This window comes from Sporolactobacillus sp. CQH2019 (assembly GCF_028765345.1).
GTDB lineage: Bacteria > Bacillota > Bacilli > Bacillales > Sporolactobacillaceae > Sporolactobacillus.
Window position 1 is genome coordinate 564,125 of sequence record NZ_JARAJZ010000001.1, and the last position, 17,930, is coordinate 582,054.

General features: G+C 51.5%; 11 protein-coding genes. 4 read left to right on the forward strand and 7 right to left on the reverse strand.

Annotated elements, in window-relative coordinates; all coding sequences use genetic code 11:
- Window positions 1–1,901: 1,901 nt before the first annotated feature.
- Together OYT88_RS02640 and OYT88_RS02645 are read right to left on the reverse strand one after the other, a co-directional pair.
- Window positions 1,902–2,747 carry a MurR/RpiR family transcriptional regulator gene (locus OYT88_RS02640; protein ID WP_274397803.1) on the reverse strand — a complete coding sequence of 282 codons (846 nt, stop codon included), beginning with the start codon at window positions 2,745–2,747 and terminating at the stop codon, window positions 1,902–1,904.
- A 719-nt stretch (window positions 2,748–3,466) separates the two neighbouring features.
- Window positions 3,467–4,537, reverse strand: coding sequence for a bifunctional 3-deoxy-7-phosphoheptulonate synthase/chorismate mutase (locus OYT88_RS02645; protein ID WP_274397804.1), 1,071 nt, complete (start codon window positions 4,535–4,537; stop codon window positions 3,467–3,469).
- Between the two features lie 756 nt (window positions 4,538–5,293).
- Here OYT88_RS02645 and hisC point away from each other — a divergent pair.
- From hisC to serA, 3 genes are all read left to right on the forward strand, one after another.
- Window positions 5,294–6,382 (forward strand): histidinol-phosphate transaminase, encoded by a 1,089-nt coding sequence (gene hisC, locus OYT88_RS02650; protein WP_274397805.1) that lies wholly within the window; start codon window positions 5,294–5,296, stop codon window positions 6,380–6,382.
- 412 nt (window positions 6,383–6,794) lie between these two features.
- Window positions 6,795–7,964: a pyridoxal-phosphate-dependent aminotransferase family protein gene (locus tag OYT88_RS02655; RefSeq protein ID WP_274397806.1), complete on the forward strand. Its 1,170-nt coding sequence runs from the start codon at window positions 6,795–6,797 to the stop codon at window positions 7,962–7,964.
- Window positions 7,957–9,558: a phosphoglycerate dehydrogenase gene (serA, locus tag OYT88_RS02660; protein WP_274397807.1), complete on the forward strand. Its 1,602-nt coding sequence runs from the start codon at window positions 7,957–7,959 to the stop codon at window positions 9,556–9,558. The genes OYT88_RS02655 and serA overlap by 8 nt, the downstream gene beginning before the upstream one ends.
- A gap of 157 nt (window positions 9,559–9,715) precedes the next feature.
- Here the strand turns inward: serA and OYT88_RS02665 are convergent, their stop codons facing one another.
- From OYT88_RS02665 to alsS, 5 genes are all read right to left on the reverse strand, one after another.
- Complete coding sequence (locus OYT88_RS02665; protein WP_274397808.1) at window positions 9,716–10,864, reverse strand: HAD family hydrolase; 1,149 nt, start codon at window positions 10,862–10,864, stop codon at window positions 9,716–9,718.
- Window positions 10,865–11,257: 393 nt separating this feature from the next.
- Window positions 11,258–12,241 (reverse strand): beta propeller repeat protein, encoded by a 984-nt coding sequence (locus OYT88_RS02670; protein ID WP_274397809.1) that lies wholly within the window; start codon window positions 12,239–12,241, stop codon window positions 11,258–11,260.
- Window positions 12,242–12,687: 446 nt separating this feature from the next.
- Window positions 12,688–13,968, reverse strand: coding sequence for a methyl-accepting chemotaxis protein (locus OYT88_RS02675; protein WP_274397810.1), 1,281 nt, complete (start codon window positions 13,966–13,968; stop codon window positions 12,688–12,690).
- Window positions 13,969–14,285: 317 nt separating this feature from the next.
- Entirely contained in the window at window positions 14,286–15,014 is a 729-nt protein-coding gene (gene budA / locus OYT88_RS02680; RefSeq protein ID WP_274397887.1) for an acetolactate decarboxylase, read from the reverse strand.
- Window positions 15,015–15,066: 52 nt separating this feature from the next.
- Window positions 15,067–16,755, reverse strand: coding sequence for an acetolactate synthase AlsS (alsS, locus tag OYT88_RS02685; RefSeq protein WP_274397811.1), 1,689 nt, complete (start codon window positions 16,753–16,755; stop codon window positions 15,067–15,069).
- 281 nt (window positions 16,756–17,036) lie between these two features.
- On the opposite strand from alsS, the gene alsR reads away from it, so the two are divergent.
- The gene (gene alsR, locus OYT88_RS02690; protein ID WP_274397812.1) at window positions 17,037–17,927 is read left to right on the forward strand and encodes an acetoin biosynthesis transcriptional regulator AlsR; all 891 of its coding nucleotides are present in this window, start codon (window positions 17,037–17,039) and stop codon (window positions 17,925–17,927) included.
- The last annotated feature ends 3 nt before the right edge of the window (window positions 17,928–17,930 follow it).

Genomic DNA, 17,930 nt, shown 5'->3' on the forward strand with positions numbered 1-17,930 from the left:
CGCCGTATTTTACACGAGTGAAGGAATCCCGCTCCTTGTATCTATAAAAAAGTTGATTACCAGGCAAAGAATCCCTTACTGAGAGCGAATGATGCTACGGCAGCGTCGGCCAGTGTATAAAATCAATAGGAAAAAAAGATCTAGAAAAGTATGAAATGGATGAATTTTTTTGTCATGCCGACTCAGCCGGATTCGATTTGAATTTCGGCTGATTTTTTTCGTGATTCGGTGCGGCTTCCCCTCGATTCGGTGCGACTTCAGCCCGGTTCGGTGCGGCTCCAAACCAATTGGGTGCGAACCGCTCTGATTCGGTGCGAGTTCCCCTCGATTGGGTGCGGGTTCAGCCCCATTCGGTGCGACTCATGCCCAATTGGGTGCGACCCCTCTGGTTCGGTGCGACTTCCCATTTGACCGATCGAACTTAGTTACGAGGATCTACAATTGGGTGCGACCCCTCTGGTTCGGTGCGACTTCCCCTTGATTCGGTGCGAGTTCAGCCCCATTCGGTGCGGCTTCCCCTCGATTCGGTGCGACTTCAGCCTGGTTCGGTGCGACTCATGACCAATTGGGTGCGGCTTCAGCCCCATTCGGTGCGACTCATGCCCAATTGGGTGCGACCCCTCTGGTTCGGTGCGACTTCCCCTTGATTCGGTGCGAGTTCAGCCCCATTCGGTGCGGCTTCCCCTCGATTCGGTGCGACTTCAGCCTGGTTCGGTGCGACTCATGACCAATTGGGTGCGACCGCTCTGATTCGGTGCGAGTTCCCCTCGATTGGGTGCGGGTTCAGCCCCATTCGGTGCGACTCATGCCCAATTGGGTGCGACCGCTCTGATTCGGTGCGACTTCAGCCCCATTCGGTGCGACTCATGACCAATTGGGTGCGGGTTCAGCCCCATTCGGTGCGACTCATGCCCAATTGGGTGCGACCCCTCTGGTTCGGTGCGACTTCCCCTTGATTCGGTGCGAGTTCAGCCCCATTCGGTGCGGCTTCCCCTCGATTCGGTGCGACTTCAGCCTGGTTCGGTGCGACTCATGACCAATTGGGTGCGACCCCTCTGGTTCGGTGCGACCTCCCCTCGATTCGGTGCGAGTTCAGCCCCATTTGGTGCGACTCTAGCCCAATTGGGTGCGACCCCTCTGGTTCGGTGCGGCTTCCCCTTGATTCGGTGCGAGTTCAGCCCCATTCGGTGCGAGTTCCCCTCGATTTGGTGCGGGTTCAGCCCGGTTTGGTGCGACCGCTCTGATTCGGTGCGGCTTCCCCTCGATTCGGTGCGACTTCAGCCCCATTCGGTGCGACTCATGCCCAATTGGGTGCGACCGCTCTGATTCGGTGCGGCTTCCCCTCGATTTGGTGCGACTTCAGCCCCATTCGGTGCGACTCATGCCCAATTGGCTGCGACCGCTCTGATTCGGTGCGGCCTCCCCTCGATTCGGTGCGCCTCCAGCCTGGTTCGCGGCGGCTCCCCGGCGAGCTCTCTCCATTTGATCGGACTGTTGCACAAGTTCCTTTTAACGCGCAGCCGTTCGTTTTCAATTATAAGAGATTTTTTCAGCAATCTGTGCGTCAATCATGGAATGGGATCATGAACCAGCATTTTTTTGAATGACCGCTTATTTTTTAACGGAAGGCTGCCGTTCCGGGCAAACATTTTTATTCGTAAATATCAATAAAAGCCTCGCTTTTTGCCTAAACTAATGCAAAAAGGAGGCTTTTTTTGTGAAAGTAAAAATTGGTTGGGGTTTCATTTTCTTTTTCGCAGTGCTTCTTGGTGCTTTGTATGTGATCTTTCTTTTTATCCGCTCCCAGTAATCGCTTTTCCGGCTCTCCCGCCTGCATTGAGACGTTTTAAAAGCCGGGCCGTTTATTGCAAGCGATTACAAAAAATGTGTCTCTTAATTAATCAGCCCTGTACGAGCGCATCTTCCCTTGGACGGTCCGATTCCGTATTTTTTTGCTGCTTTTCATGCATCACATTAACGAACAAAGCGTCGATCAGCGTCATCTGGGCCGCGCGTGCGACAAATGATTCCGATCTGAAGTCGGTCGCCACCGAAACCGTATGGAGCGACACATCGACACTATCGGCAAGAGCGGACTTCATAAAACCGGTTAGTCCGATGGTCGGGCACCGCCTTGCCTTGACCGCCCGGACGACCTGGAGAAGATGCTTGTCGGCGGCCGAATAAGAAATGAATACGGCTGCGTCTCGCTCTGTCAGCTGGGAAGCCGACAGCAGCTGAAACTCTCCGTCGCTCGGCGCATATGTCAGAACGCCCGCCCGTACAAATTTATGATGGGCATCCTGGGCAATCATCGATGAACCGCTGCTCCCGAAGAAAGCGATTTTTTCCGATCGGCTCATCAGATCGACAGCCTTTTTGAAGGAGGCACTGTTCAATATCTGGAACGTATTCTGCAAGGTGCGCACATTAGCCTGAAAAACACTTTCCGCCAGGCTCATCGTCTCGTCTTCGGCATATTTTTTGGCCGTTTGCTCAAGATGCTGATTCTGCGCGATATCCGCTGCCAGCACGATTTTCATTTCCTGAAATCCCTTGAATTCCAAACGTTTGCAAAAACGGAAAACGGTTGCATCGGCTACCTTGAGCCTGGCCGAAACCTGATTGATGCTGCTGTGAATCGTTTCCTCGGGATGATTTAAAATATAATCTGCAATAATTCTCTCCTTCTCGCTCAAATGCGGGTAGGCCGACTGAATACGTATCGTGCATTGGTGTTCCGTCACTTTCGTTCCCTCCCTTTCTTATGTTTTTATTGTACATCAAACGTTTTCATTTGAAAATAATTTTCTGTAAACGTTTCCTTGGTTTGAAGAAAAATCAGCCGGGTTATTTTTGAAAAATCCCTCAGACCCATGGCGCCTCTTTGCCGAAATGCAGCAAACTCCTGCGGCAGTTGAGAGGTTCCGGCGCGACCGTCAGTAGATTCCGTCGGACGATATGAACCCCCCATATTCTCCGGGAACGGCGAATTATTTCGACTAACGGGATAAAAGCCGCCCGACAGGCAACGGCCCGTAAGACGACTTCTAAAAGCCGAATCCGACAACGATACCCGGCAAGACCCTGCCCTTCGCACATCCAACCTGCCTTCTCGAATTTTTATGCCCGGGCATAAAAATTCTAAAATATTTCCGGATCTAACTTGTATAATTATACCCATGAGAAAGGGGTGCTAGGCTAAAAATCCTGCTGATACGGACTTTCGGCCGTCTGGTTATAATTTTCCGGGAATCCAGGATTCAATAGGCTTTTTTCACAGCATGATATTCAACAATGCCGTGCGATCAAAAACAATCCTGCAGACGGCGTCAAATCGCCCTTTTCATGGCATGATATTTTTAATAAACAATGCCGTGCGATGGCGGCGCCGCACGACATGGTCTAAACTGCGGACAGCATTGAGGCCGTTCCGTCGTTTTTTATTTTTTTCGTTTCGCGGAAGTCAGGAAAAGACAACCGGTTTCAGGGCGTCCATGAAGGTATCGAACTGGCGGAAATCCATCTGCTGCTGTGAATCGGAAAGCGCGACGGACGGATCCGGGTGTACCTCTGCCATAACCATATCCGCGCCGATCGCGATGGCTGCTTTGGCCGCGGGAATCATGATGTCGCGGCGGCCGGTCGAATGCGTCACGTCGACAGCAACGGGCAAATGGGTTTCCTGCTTCAGAATCGGAACGGCGGTGATATCGAGCGTGTTGCGCGTCGCCCGTTCATAGGTGCGGATGCCGCGCTCACACAGGATGACCTGATCGTTTCCCTGCGACAGAATATATTCTGCGGCATATTTGAATTCCTCAATCGTTGCCGAGAGCCCGCGCTTTAAGAGCACCGGTTTCTTGATCCGTCCGACCGCCTTCAGCAGATTAAAGTTCTGCATGTTGCGGGCGCCGACCTGAATCACGTCGACGTATTTCAGACTCATCTCGACATCCTCGGGTGCCATTATCTCGCTGATGACGGATAAACCGAACTCGTCGGCTACTTTCCTCAGAATTTCCAGGCCCTCTTCCCCGAGGCCCTGGAAATCATACGGCGACGTGCGCGGTTTAAACGCACCTCCGCGCAAAAGCGTCAGGCCGTGTTTTTTGATCTCTGCTGCTGTCGCCCGCACCTGTTCCTCACTTTCGACAGAACACGGGCCTGCGACAAAATATTTATTTCCATCGCCGATTTTCTGTCCGCGAATATCGACAATTGTGTCCTGCGGATGGCGCTTTCGCGAAACGAGCAGCATTTCGCTGTTGTCGCTTTCCTGAAGCTTCAGACTGATCTTGAAGATCTGTTTAAACAGATGCTGCAGTGTTTCGGTCGAGAAGGGTCCCTGATTATTGGCCGCAACGCGGTTCAGCAGTTCCCTTTCACGAACGGGATCATATTTGATCGTTCCCTGCTTATCCTTTTCTTTCCCGATTTCTTCGACAATGGCAGCGCGGCGATTGAGCAGATCCAGCAGCTGCATGTCGATCCTGTCAATCTGCGTGCGCAGTTCTTCGAGACGATAATTTGTCATTTCTTCTCCTCCCGGTTTCTGTTATCCTTTTCTCTTTTATCAAGGTCTTAAAAATAGTGATTAATAACAAAAGATAGTCGATTTCACGAAAAAAGTCAACGATTATATTTTAGCCATTCAACGGATTTATGCTTGAAATCGCTAAAGCGGCGCTTTCTAATCCAGAAAGTATTTGTTTTTCTATTACTATACGCAGCCGGCTCCCTGCTCGCGCCCCGGAGCCGCCGGCTTTTCTTCAGACAATTTTGCATGACAAAAAATCGGAGAATTGATCTTCGGCTGATTTGGGCTTTACTTTTATAAAATTACGTGATAAAACTTAGATAATAAAAATGATGTGCTGTTAAGCGATAAAAGGTTGTCAGTAGGGCTCTGTCCGCTTCGCAAAGAGAGCCGGCGCATGGTGGAAGCCGGCAGCGGGCACCGCTTGAATTTCATTCCTTTTTTGAGACGGTTCAAAAGAAGATCCGGCCGGCAGCGGCTGTCTTTCTGGATCATCCGGGCAGAGCCGGGTAATCCGTACGATGATTTTTGATACGTTCTCACGCTTCTTTTTCCAACGCGGGTACTTGCCGCAAGTAAAAAAAGACGGGTTCGGCCGTTATCCCGGCAAAGTGGCGAATGACTGTTTTCGCAAATTGGGTGGTACCGCGCATAGACGTCCCTGCTTCGGCAGGGCTATTTTTATAGCCGGAAATCCGCCCGCTTTTCAGCCGTTGATAATCATTATTTATTTTCAGGGAAGGAGAATTTTAGATGTTTAAAGAAAATCTGGCGGATTTGAAAGCTTATAACCCCGGCCCCTCCATTGAGGAGATAAAACGCACGTACGGACTGAAACGTCTTGTCAAGCTGGATTCCAATGAAAACGTATACGGCGCTTCGCCGAAAGTCGGCGAAGCCATTGCCCGGGCCGCGCTGCTTCCCGCCCTCTATCCGGACTGCAAAGATCAGGACGTCCGCAGCGAACTGTCACAGAAACTGGGCGTGCCGGAAGAACAATTTCTTTTCGGCTGCGGGCTCGACGAAATCATCGTCCTGATCAGCCGGGCTTTTCTCGCTCCCGGCGATAATATCGTCATGGCATGGCCGACTTTTTATGAATATTACTGTCATGCGCAGATTGAAGGGGCAGAAACAAGAAAAATTCCGTGCGACGCAAACGGGAAGCACGACCTCGGCGCCATGCTGGCCGCCACTGACGAAGCGACAAGGATTGTCTGGATCTGCAATCCGAACAATCCGACGGGCACTTATATCAATGAACGCGAGCTGACCGATTTTGTCGAAAAGGCAGCGGATGATGCCGTCATCGTCCTTGACGAAGCTTATATTGATTTTGTTGCGGCCGAAGACTTTCCCCGTTCCCTTGATTTGCTCAAGAAGCACCCGAATATCGTTGTGCTCAGAACTTTCTCAAAATCATACGGCCTCGCTTCTTTCCGGATCGGTTATGCGATCGGCCAAACGCAGCTGATTAACGAAATCGACAAAGTCCGGCCGCCGTTTAATAATCCGCGGCTCAGCCAGATTGCCGCTTTTGCCGCCTTGCAGGATATTGATTTCATGGAGGACTGCGTACGCAAGAACCGGGAAGTGCTGGCGATGACAGCCGCTTTTCTTGGTCAGCGGAAAATCCCTTATTATCCGACTCAGACAAATTTTATTTATGTTAAAGCGGACGATCCTAAAAGCGTTGCCGAACAGTGCAGGAAAAAAGGGTTCCTGATTAACCCGTTTCAGGACGGCGTCCGGATCACGATCGGCAAAATGGAAGATATGAAAGAATTGCTCGCCGTTCTGGAGACAGCATTGTCCGGGACAACGACCGAACCGAGCATCTGATTCTGTTCTCGGCACCTCGCAGGCAGTACTTCTTTTACCATTCAGAAAATAATAAATATTTTTCTTTACAAAATAACATTTAACTGCTACAATTTGTTCACAATTACTTTTTCATTATTTTTAAAATGGCATGATGAAGACAAGAGACGACGGAAACAGACAGGCAGAGAGCCGGCGGTTGCTGTGAGCCGGTGCTGTTTCCACCGTTTTAGCCCTTCGGAACAGAGCGGCTGAATAAGAGTAGGCCCTTCCGGTTTATAAACCGTTATCAAACGATGAGACTGCCGGCAGCAGGAGAATCGCTCCGGTAGTGAATGAGGGTGGCACCGCGGATATCAACGTCCCTCGCAGTATGGAACCATACTGCGGGGGACGTTTTTATTTTTTATTAAAATATAGAGTAACAGAGAGGATGAGCAATTTGTTTCTGGATCAGACTTATTTGTTTACTCCGGGGCCGACACCGATTCCGAATCGCGTCAACGCTGCGATGGCACAGCCGATGATCGGACATCGCAGCCCGGATTTTTCCGCGCTGATTGAAGAGGTCGCAACCCGGCTCAAACCCGTGTTCGGGACGAAACATCCCGTTTATGTGCTGACAAGCAGCGGTACTTCCGCTCTTGAAGCCGCAGTCGTTAATACGGTGTCCGAAGGCGATCATGCCGTCGTCATCGTCGCCGGATCCTTCGGCGACCGTCTGGCGTCCATTGCCGAAAACTACGGTGTGGATGTCGAACGTCTGAATATCGAATGGGGCAAGTCCTGCTCGCCGGAGCAGCTGGAAACATTTCTGAACGGATTGTCCGGCGCACCGATCAAAGCGGTTTTCGCGACCTTTAATGAAACGTCCACGGGCGTTCTGAATCCGATCGGCGCGCTGGGTGAGGTGGTCGGACGCCTGACGGACGCACTCTTCATTGTCGACGGGGTCAGCTGCATCGGCGGCGTCCCGGTCGACATGGAAGCCGACCGCATCGATATTCTGGTCACCAGTTCGCAGAAAGCCCTGATGCTTCCGCCCGGCCTCGCTTTCGTTGCTTTCAGTGATAAAGGCCTTCAGGCGATAAAAAAATGTCCGGCCAAACGTTTTTATCTCGATCTGAACCGCTATGTCAAGGCCTATGACGCGCAGAAATCAACACCGTTCACCCCAGCCATTTCTCTGATCGCCGGCGCCCGCGAAGTGTGCGCCATGATCGAAGAAGAAGGCTGGGAAAACGTGATTGAGCGCCATCGCCTGCTGAAAGACATGATACGGGCAGGAATCAGAGAGCTCGGCCTTCCGCTCTTAGCCAGCGAAGCGGATGCCTCCCCGACCGTAACGGCCGTTAAGCCCGACACCTTATCCGCTCCCGATATTCAGAAAGCTTTAAAGAAAGATTTTTCGATCACCGTCGCGGGCGGACAAAAAGATCTGAAAGGGAAAATTCTCCGAATCGGTCATATGGGTTATTGCACGCCGTTTGATATCATCAAAGTGCTGACCGCCCTTGAATTAACGCTCGCAAAATTCGGACAAGAACCGCGGCTTGGCGCCGCCGTGAAAAAAGCCGAGGAGGTCTGGAGACAGCATGTATAAAGTCATTGTCAGCGATCCGATCAGTGAAACGGGGCTTCGGGCGCTCCATGCCCACCCGGATTTCGATGTGAAACAGCGGACGGATCTGACAGCGGAGGAACTGACCGACCAGATAAAAGACTACGATGCATTAATCGTCCGCAGCCGGACAAAGGTGACCGCAGAGCTGATTCAGGCCGCCGACCGCCTGAAAGTCATCGCGCGCGCCGGTGTCGGCGTCGATAACATCAATATTGATGCCGCTACGGAAAAAGGAATCATTGTGATTAACGCCCCGGCCGGAAACACGATCGCCGCGACAGAGCACACACTGGCGATGATGCTGGCGCTTGCCCGCAACATCCCGCAGGCCTATGACTCGCTCACATCCGGACAATGGGAGCGCAAGCGTTTCAAGGGCGTCGAACTCTACCAGAAGACACTGGGCATCGTCGGCATGGGCCGCATCGGCACCGAAGTAGCCAAACGGGCAAAGAGCTTTCAAATGAATATTCTCGGCTACGATCCGTTTCTAACTGAAGATCGTGCGAAGAAGCTCGGCATTATGAAAGCCGGACTCGGCGAAATTGCCGAAAAGGCGGACTTCATTACCGTGCACACGCCCTTAACCGCTGAAACGCGCGGACTGATTAATGCCGAATATTTGGCGAAGACAAAAAAAGGCGTGCGGCTGATCAACTGTGCGCGCGGCGGTATCATTGATGAACAGGCGCTTGTCGATGCAGTAAACAGCGGCCATGTTGCCGGAGCGGCCATTGACGTTTTTGAACATGAACCGCCGGAAAACACGGAACTGACCCATCATCCGAATATTATTGTCACGCCCCATCTCGGCGCTTCGACGGAAGAAGCACAGGAAAAGGTGGCTCAGTCCGTCAGCGAAGAAATTGTGGGCATCCTTACAACGGGTGCCGTGCAGCATGCCCTTAATCTTCCGCATATTTCGGCAACCGTTCAGCAAAAGATCAAGCCGTACCTTGTCTTAAGCGAACAAATGTCAGAACTTTTGATGCAGATTTTCCAAAAGGCTCCCAAAAAGATCAAAATCAACTATTTCGGCGAACTCTTTCTCGAAGATACCGGACTTTTAACACGACAGATAATCAAGGCGCTTCTCTCCTATTACCTCGACACGTCCATCAACATCGTCAACGTGATGCAGGTATTGAAGGCACACAGCCTTTCATACAGTGTCCAGAAAAACGCGGCGCATAAAGGGTTCACCAACTTTATCGAGCTGGAAGTCGGCCATGGAGATGAAAAAGCGACGATCGGCTGCACCTATCTTCCGGGATTCGGCGGACGGATCGTGTCAATCAACGGCTACAGGCTTGATATGGAACCGGAAAAATATCTGCTCTATATCAGGCATATCGACGTGCCGGGCATGATCGGCAATGTCGGTTCTCTGCTTGGAAAAAATCATATCAACATCGGCAGCATGTACGTCGGCCGCCAGGCAATCGGCGGAGACGCGATCATGATTCTGACCGTCGACAAACCCGTGCCCGATCCAGTGCGAAAAGAGATTCTTGCACTGCCGGCTCTCCACGATGTACAATTTGCCGAGTTAAATGTCCCCGAAGACAAATGATCTTAAAGAACGGCAGAAACGTGCTGCCGGGATCTGCCTGAACTGAATGGCGAGTGAACACCCGTCCTCTTATTCACAAAAACGAAGAGGACGGGTGTTTCTGCTTTCCATATAAAAAAGATCAGCCCGATCGCGGCCGATCCGTTTGCCTGACAGTTCACATTTCTTTCAGCCCCAGCACCAGATCCCTGACTTCTGCAACAGAACTGAGAATGAAATCCGCACCGTGAGCCTCCAGTTCGCCGCGGGCCTTTTCTCCCGAGAGCCCTGTCAGGACGCCGGCAAACCGGCAGCCGATCTGCTTAGCCGCAAGCAGATCGGCAATCGAGTCGCCGACGATCAATGTTTCGCTGCCGCCCGGCAATTTTTCCGGCTCGCGCGCCGTCCATCGTTTGACATTGCTGTCTTTTCCATGATACGACAGCAGATAGGTGAACGGATGAGGTTTGGCAAGAGGGGCGGCATCATACTTTTTTTCGGCGGCGAGTACATCGTCTGCCGTCACGATATGGTTATCGTCGAGCGTTTCCAGCCAGTGCAGATAGCCGAACGGCTTATAGGTCTCAAGGCGCGGACGGCCGGTTGCGATTCCGACCTTAAGGCCGCTGCTTTTAAACTTCAGGAACATATCGCGGACAAAAACCGGTTCCGCAAGGGTCACTTCTTCATTCAGAAAACCTTTCTTCCCGGGCTGGACAGACGGTGCTCCGGTGGATGTCAGAATGTTCTCGTCACCGACATACCATTCCTGCGATGCATGCTCGCCGATATGCCAGAAGGTGCTCTTCGGCCTGAACGCATTTGTTTGGATGCCCAGCCTTTTTTCGGCGATCTCATTAAGATAAAGGATCAGCCCCTGTTTCGTCGCCTCTGTTTCGGAAAAATCAACTAAGAAACGCCCGAAATCCGGCCTGACCGGATAAACTTTGAACCATTCCCTGAATATAGCGAGCGTCTCCCGGCCGATCGGTTTCTGCAGCAATGCCCCCGCTTCCCGGCGGACCGCATCCGGCAGTTGTCCCGCCAGATGAATCAGCTGTTCCGACAGGGTCATATAAATCATATCCCAGTTTGCATTCATGCCGCGCGATTTCATAAAAGTCAGCACGGCGTCGTTTTCAAAAACTTTGCCGCGGATTTCCGCGATTTCCTGATCGCCGTATGCCGTTCTGAACGTTTTTTCCCCGCTCAGGCCGAGATAGTTTGCGCTCATCAGTACTTCCCATACAGTCAGGGCCGATGCATCAAAATAGCGTTCCTCGCTAAGGAAAACACCGTCCACATCGAACAAAACCGTCTTAATCATGACTCCACCGATCCCCTCGTCATTTTTTTCAGTGTATCATAAAAGACGCACTTTGTGTGTCCGCCTTTTTCAGGCTTTTAAATGCCCTTTACTTCGGAACCTGCTGGCAGGCGGCCTGTTCGCCGTCCGCTGCGCACGAATCGGAAGAGAGTCCCCGCAGCGATTGAACAAAAAAACATTTTAAAGCTTTTTTGAAAATGTTAAACATTTCATTGCACGGTTTATTGGTTAATTCTGTTCACTTTTTTCACGTAAGGCACTGCTCCCTTTTCGCCGTAATGGCCCTGCTCCGCTTGATTGATGCTTAAGGCTTTCTGAACGATCGCCGCAAAAGCGTGCACGGATTCATGCGGCAATCCGACCAAACTTCGCTATTTTTATATGCGGCAGGGCCTATTTCCCCGACAGCGTACGGCCTTTCTGAGCCATAACGACCCAGTTTTGTCCGCCGTTTGTCGTTGAGTAGGCATCCCCGCCGTTCGTCAGAACAACCGATTCCTGATCATGCACAGGACTCGCGACAATTAACACGAGCCGGTCGCTCTCTACGCTCCCCATGTCCAGATTAATGGCTTTGCCCGCACTCGGAATAATGCTGTATAATCCCGTCTGCTGTCCGATTGTCCCGGCAAGAAGCGAAACCTTTGCGCCAAATCCGTAGGCGACGCAGCTCACGTTCTGCCCTCCCAGAATGGTCTGGAAACTGCGCCCGCCGTTTGCCGTAAGGAACAGCCCGCGGGTCGTTGCGACGGCAAACGCAGCCGTGTTGCGGGGGTGCGCCGCGACGGCATTAATACTTCCCCGGATTCCGTTCAGCCGTCTCTGAATCCAGGTTTTCCCGCCATCATCCGAAAAGGACAGGATCACCCGGTTTCCATTCTCTTTCAGCCGGTAAAGCGCGGAAGTGGCATAGCCCGCCGCCCAGGCACCCCCGTTTCCTGCGCCGGAAATACGAAACGCCGTTTCCTTTTGACCGGCAAGCGTCTTCTGCTGCCCTTCCGTTCCGTCCGGGGAAATCTGTATGTATCCATTTTTCACGGGCAGAAAACGGCTGCCGGCAGGATTCCGCGACGATGATTCTTTTTTCCAGATCCCGTTTTCATAAGAAACGATTCCGGAAGATGAGGCGATCCATAACTTCTTCCCGTCTTCCGTATACCCGCTTCCCGATACTCCGGCGAAAGATACGGCCGGCCGGTTGCCGCTTCCTGCAGAGCGTACAGAATAAATAAGCCATACAGAAAGTCCGACCAGCAGCAGGATCAGAATGATTTTGGCAACCAGAAGCCAGAAAACAAGCTGATAACTCTTCTTTCCCGATCTCCCGGTCTGAGTATGATCTTTATCTTTGATAGACTGGCTTCCCTTATCTTCCATTTCTGAAACAACTCCGCTTCGTTCCGAATCCGATATTCGCCGCAGGATCAGCGAACGACGAACATCTCTGATTATTTTATTCGTTTTCGATACCGATGCACAATAATCCTGCTCAGTCTGAGAAAAACAGCCCGTCCTTCATAATTATAAGGATACTGGAGCAGATAAAGAAAGGCAACGATGCCTGCTCCGATCTCAACCCTTGTCCTAAAAAAAAACGTCCGTTTTTCGGACGTTCATGAATAGGGGTTGCTGTCTTCTATTTTAGAATGCGGCTTTTTAATTTTGAACAATATGTGAAGTTTTAGACAGGATTTCTCTCTGATGAAAAAAGCTTTCCTCCCGTGCCGAATAAACGGCGGACGGCCGCAGCAATGCCCATCACGATGGACCGTCTTTCAAGCAGACAATTCTGTAGGAAACGGCGGACGCTTATCGGCCGGGGTTTACACTTTCAATTCGCTGACTTCAGCGCTCAGTGTCTCCGCGTCATCCAGCAATTCCTGAATATATCCGAGGATACGGGTCAGCTGTTCCTCCTGAAGATGGGCGCCGTCGGTCACTTCTCTGACCGTACCAAAAGTCTCTTTCGAGATATCCGCAGTCTTTTCCGCCTGTTGCGAAATGGCGTGCATGCCCGCCTGCTGCTTTTCCGCAAGCTGCAAAATCGATGAGATACTTTCTACAACGCGGTCGATCGCTGCCTTCATATCTGTCAGCTGCTGCTCGGTTTGCTCCGCTCTTTTGGCCTGCTCCCTGCCGAGTTCCGATTGTTTTCGGCTCTTGTTCAGGGTCTCTTTGACTTCCTTCTGCATCGACAGAATATCATTTTGAATGGCAGCAGCCGACCGGGCACTTTCCGAGGCAAGCTTCTGAACCCGGGCCGCAACAACGGCAAAGCTGCGCCCTGCGTCCCCGGCCCGGGCCGCTTCAATATTGGCATTCAACGCAAGCATCTGCGTCTGTTCGGCAATATCGGAAACTTTCCCGACAATTTTTCCGATGCTCTGAGCATGTTTTTCAAGCTCGTCCGTCTGCTCGGACATCGTTTCATTTGAATGATTGACGCGATGGATGCCGTCGATCAGATCGCGGACCGACTTCGAGCTGGTATCCAGCCGGGTGATCATCTGATTGGCCAGGCTCTGGGAATGATGGGCGCTCTCCCTGATTGAACCGGACAGTCGAAGGCTCTCCTGCACCAGATTCAGCACATTGTCCGATGCGGAAGCCTCATCTGCTGCTCCTTTCTTAATCTTGTTCATACGCACGGTGACATTCTTTGCCGCGCCGGAAATCTCCGCGGAAGATTGATTCAGTTTGTCGATCCGTTGAAAAGTGCTGTACGTGTGCGACTGAATGCGTTTCACAATTTTTTTCAGATAGCCGATCATTCTGCCCAGACCTTCGCTGAGCGTTTCAATCTCGTCGTGCGACCGTTTTGTCGGAATTTCAATATCCAGGCGCCCTCCGGCGGCTTCCTGAATTTTTTCTCCGATTTCCTCAAGGGTCCCGGTCAGCCAGCGTGCCGCAAAATAACCGAGGATCCCCGACCAGATTACACCGAGCAGCAGTGTCAGCAAGTCAAAAAGCCAGGCAGGTATGAACCCGAAAAAAAGAGGACCTAATATGAAGATAAAAAAAGCGCTCGTTCCATAAGTGACAATGGCAACAGCCACCATTCCCAACACGATCTTCTTGGCCAGACCGAAATTCCAGTTCTTCATTTGTTCGACCACCTACATTTCTTGATTGATTGTCAATAGAACATTTCCCGTCTCATATGTAATCGTATCCATCAGCGAAAGAACAGGCAACCGCTTTCATTTTCACATTTTTATTTTAGAGTAACTTGTCGGGGAATAAAAGCCGGGAAATAACTATTTCTCTCTGTCCAGTAAATATTTTCATAAACTGGTCCCGCTTCCAATCGTTTCTTTTCGACAAAAAAGGCGCTGCAGAACCGCGCTGCAGTGCCTTAGGATTATATTTTATGCAGAGAAAATTCACAGCAATACAAAAGCCAATTCTTTTCTTCGTTTTCTCAGCCTTCGGTCACTTTAATCTCGCTTTCAAGATTGCTTCTTGAAAGATTGGCCTTCAGGAACGAGTCGGTTTCCGGAGTATACAGAGTCTGATGCGTTTTCTTGTCAATCTGTACCGTCCCGCGGTCAAGGACGTAATCGAGAACATGACCGCCGCCTCTTCTTTCCTGATCGATGAAGTGGAAATGAAACCCGGATACAGCAATGCCCTGCGCATACGCCGGCGTCCAGAAACCGACAATCGTCCCCTTCGTATTTCCAAAATGAAAGACCGGCTGCGACTTTACAGCCTCAGTCATCGGCACCGGTTTTTCCTGATATGCAACCGTGCGTGTATGAACCTCCCTGAACACACCGTCGATCCGCAATGCATAGAACAGATTGTCGCTCGGAATGAGCCGATGTATCTCTTCTTCAAAAGCAGCTTTATCAAGAGGAGAAACGATTTCTTTTGTTATCTGCGGACGAAAATAGGTGAGCGAGCAAAAAGGCGTCATATCCCCGCTCTTCAGCGGTGTTGCTGTACCGTCGCCGCGCAGGCGGTAAAATTGATCGTCGAAACCGATCATCTCGCCGTCCAGGTGAGCGAAGGTACCGATGCCGAAATCGCCGTGTTCCTTGATCTGTTCATAAGTCATCGCTCCTTCAAAAACACCGTCCAGCAATGAGGTCATCGTTGAAAGCTGAAAAATGGCGCCAAAATCCTTTCCGCTTATTTCTGCAGCCATTGCCATGATATTGCCCCTTTCTTATTATTTAAAAGGATCCCTGATCCGGAAATCAGTTCAGCTGGTTCGGAATCAGGCTCTTGCCGAGCGCGATATTGTCACGATAATCGACCGGAACATCAATGACAACGGGGCCGTCCTGAACGGCCAGCCCTTCCCGGAGGACGGTTTCCAGTTCTTCCGGTGCGTTCACGCGCAGGCCTTTCGCTCCGAATGATTCGGCATATTTGACAATATCAATATTGCCGAAGTCGACGCCGGACGTACGATGGTACTTGATCTGCTGCTGGAAGGCGACCATGTCGTACGTCCCGTCGCGCCAGACGATATGAACAATCGGCAGTTTCAGTCGGACTGCCGTTTCCAGTTCCATGGCCGAGAATAGAAAACCGCCGTCTCCGGAGAGCGATACGGTTTTGGCGCGGCCGTGAATCAGGGAGGCCGCCATCGCCCACGGAAGTGCGACGCCGAGCGTCTGCATCCCGTTGCTGAACAGGAGCGTCTTCGGTTCATACGAACGGAAATGGCGCGCCATCCAGATGTAATGGGACCCGACGTCGCAGGTGACGGTCGTGTCGTCGCTGATCAGCTGGCGAAGCGTGTGAATCAGACTGAGCGGGTGGACAAGACGGCTGTCGGCCCGTTTCGGCGGCTCATCGCGCGCGTTCAGCCTGGTGCGCATTTCATCAAGGACATTCATGTTCGCTTCCGTGATATGCAGATGCGTCATTTTTTCTTTGATCCGATTGACCGTGCCCGGAATATCGCCGACCAGTTCAATGGACGGCTGATAAAAGTGATCGATATCGGCTCGGACTTCATCCAAATGAATAATTTTCCGCTTGCCTGAGTTGTTCCAGAACTTCGGATCATACTCCACCGCATCATAACCGATCGTCAGCACGACATCTGCTTTCTCAAGCACAAGATCTCCCGGCTGATTGCGGAAAAGACCGATACGGCCGAAAAAATGTTCCTCCATGTCACGCGGGATCAGCCCTGCCGCCTGAAAGGTTTCTACTACCGGGAAAGAGATTTTTCTGAGCAGCGACCGGACGGCGGAAACCACCGAAAAGCGGTTGGCCCGCATGCCGGCCAGAATGACGGGCATTTTCGCATTTTTCAGCGCTTCGACAGCCGCGTCGATCGATTCTTCGGCCGCCGTGCCCAGTTTAGGGCTTTCCAGCGGTCCGAGCGCAGCGACCGTTGTTCTTGCGCTCATCACATCCTGGGGAAAGCTGACAACACTTGCCCCCGCCGGCGTCGATTCGGCGGCCCTGAAGGCGTTGGTCACCACTTCGGGAACATTTTTCGGATCGACAACTTCTGCGCTGAACTTTGTAATCGGCTGGAACAAAGCGGCATTATCCATCGACTGATGCGTCCGCTTCAGCCGGTCAGCACGGGGGACGGCACCGACCAGCGCGACAACCGGGTCATTTTCCACATTGGCAGTAGCGATCCCTGTCGCCAGATTCGAAGCACCCGGCCCCGACGTGACGAGGCAGACGCCGGGCTTGCAGGTGATCCTTCCGACGGCAGCCGCCATAAAAGCCGCATTCTGTTCATGACGGCAGACGATCAGCTCAGGCCCCCGATCCTTAAGCACATCGTAAATCGTATCGATTTTTGCGCCCGGGATGCCGAAAATATACTTCACTCCCTGTTTTATCAGACAATCGACAACCAGTTCCGATCCGGTAGCAAGCAGCGTTTCATTTTCTTTCTCAATTCGGCTCACTTTTTTTCACTCCTTCACGTATTTGTATCCGTGTACCCAATCGGATTTCCTTTCTCCGAACCGTTTGCTTCAATTAAATTTTTTATCAAAACAGCGAATTTATTCGCGTAAAAAGTATTGACATAGCTGTGTTTTTTCTCAACAAATATTTTACATCGCGTCTTTACGTATGTGAAATATATTATTCTCTAGTATATAATACACAAAAAGAATCAATTGATTTTGAAAGCGCAGACATTTATAATGAAGCTAGTTTCAATCGAAGAGGAGATAGACGCAGGATGGAATTCCGACATTTACTGTACTTTATTACGGTTGCAGAAGAGCTTCATTTCGGCCGGGCGGCTGCGCGTCTGCAAATGACCCAGCCGCCGCTGAGCAAACAGATCCGGCAGCTCGAAGAAGAAATAGGCGTTACGCTGTTCAAGCGGACGAAAAGGCACGTTGAACTGACGACGGCAGGCGCCATCTTTCTGCCGGAGGCCAGACGGATTCTTGTCCAGATGAGACAGGCTGTCGATACGGTTCAGAGAGCGCAGCGCGGCGAATTCGGAAGGCTTGTGATCGGGTTTGTCGGATCGGCGACCTATGATATTCTTCCCGAGATTATCAGAGAGTACCGCCGGAAATTTCCTCAGGTCGCTGTCGTTCTCCACGAATTATCAACGCCCGATCAATTGAATGCGCTGATCGGAGGACGGATCGATGTCGGACTGCTGCATCCCCCCGTCAACGGTTCGCTCATTGAAGCAGAACCGGTCAAAAGCGGTTTTTGCGCCCTTTCTCTCCCGAAAAACCACCCTCTTGCCAAAAAAGCGAAGATCCGAATTGAGGATCTTCGCGATATGCCTTTTATCGTCGTCTCGCGCGATATCTGGCCGGGCCTTTATGATGAATTTCTCTCATTGTTTCAGAATGTTGATTTTACCCCGAAAATTGTTCAGGAAGCCACCGAATATCAAATGGTCGTCGGACTTGTTTCCGCCGGCATCGGCATCGGCGTCGTCCCGGCCACCGCAGAAAAGCTTTTTAATCTGGAGGTGGTTTACCGGGAAATCGACGGATTCCCGCTCAAGGCGATACTCTCCATGGCGTATCTGAAAAAGAACACAAATCCGGCTTTGAAACAGTTTGTCACCGTAACCCGGCGGGTGCGCAGCGCCGGCGACTGAACG

Excerpts from the sequence above, each read along its gene's own strand:
- OYT88_RS02645 (WP_274397804.1), bottom strand. The coding sequence starts at position 4,537 with ATGACAAATTATCGTCTCGAAGAACTGCGCACGCAGATTGACAGGATC.
- hisC (WP_274397805.1), top strand. The coding sequence starts at position 5,294 with ATGTTTAAAGAAAATCTGGCGGATTTGAAAGCTTATAACCCCGGCCCC.
- OYT88_RS02655 (WP_274397806.1), top strand. The coding sequence starts at position 6,795 with ATGAGCAATTTGTTTCTGGATCAGACTTATTTGTTTACTCCGGGGCCG.
- serA (WP_274397807.1), top strand. The coding sequence starts at position 7,957 with ATGTATAAAGTCATTGTCAGCGATCCGATCAGTGAAACGGGGCTTCGG.
- OYT88_RS02665 (WP_274397808.1), bottom strand. The coding sequence starts at position 10,864 with ATGATTAAGACGGTTTTGTTCGATGTGGACGGTGTTTTCCTTAGCGAG.
- OYT88_RS02670 (WP_274397809.1), bottom strand. The coding sequence starts at position 12,241 with ATGGAAGATAAGGGAAGCCAGTCTATCAAAGATAAAGATCATACTCAG.
- OYT88_RS02675 (WP_274397810.1), bottom strand. The coding sequence starts at position 13,968 with ATGAAGAACTGGAATTTCGGTCTGGCCAAGAAGATCGTGTTGGGAATG.
- budA (WP_274397887.1), bottom strand. The coding sequence starts at position 15,014 with ATGGCTGCAGAAATAAGCGGAAAGGATTTTGGCGCCATTTTTCAGCTT.
- alsR (WP_274397812.1), top strand. The coding sequence starts at position 17,037 with ATGGAATTCCGACATTTACTGTACTTTATTACGGTTGCAGAAGAGCTT.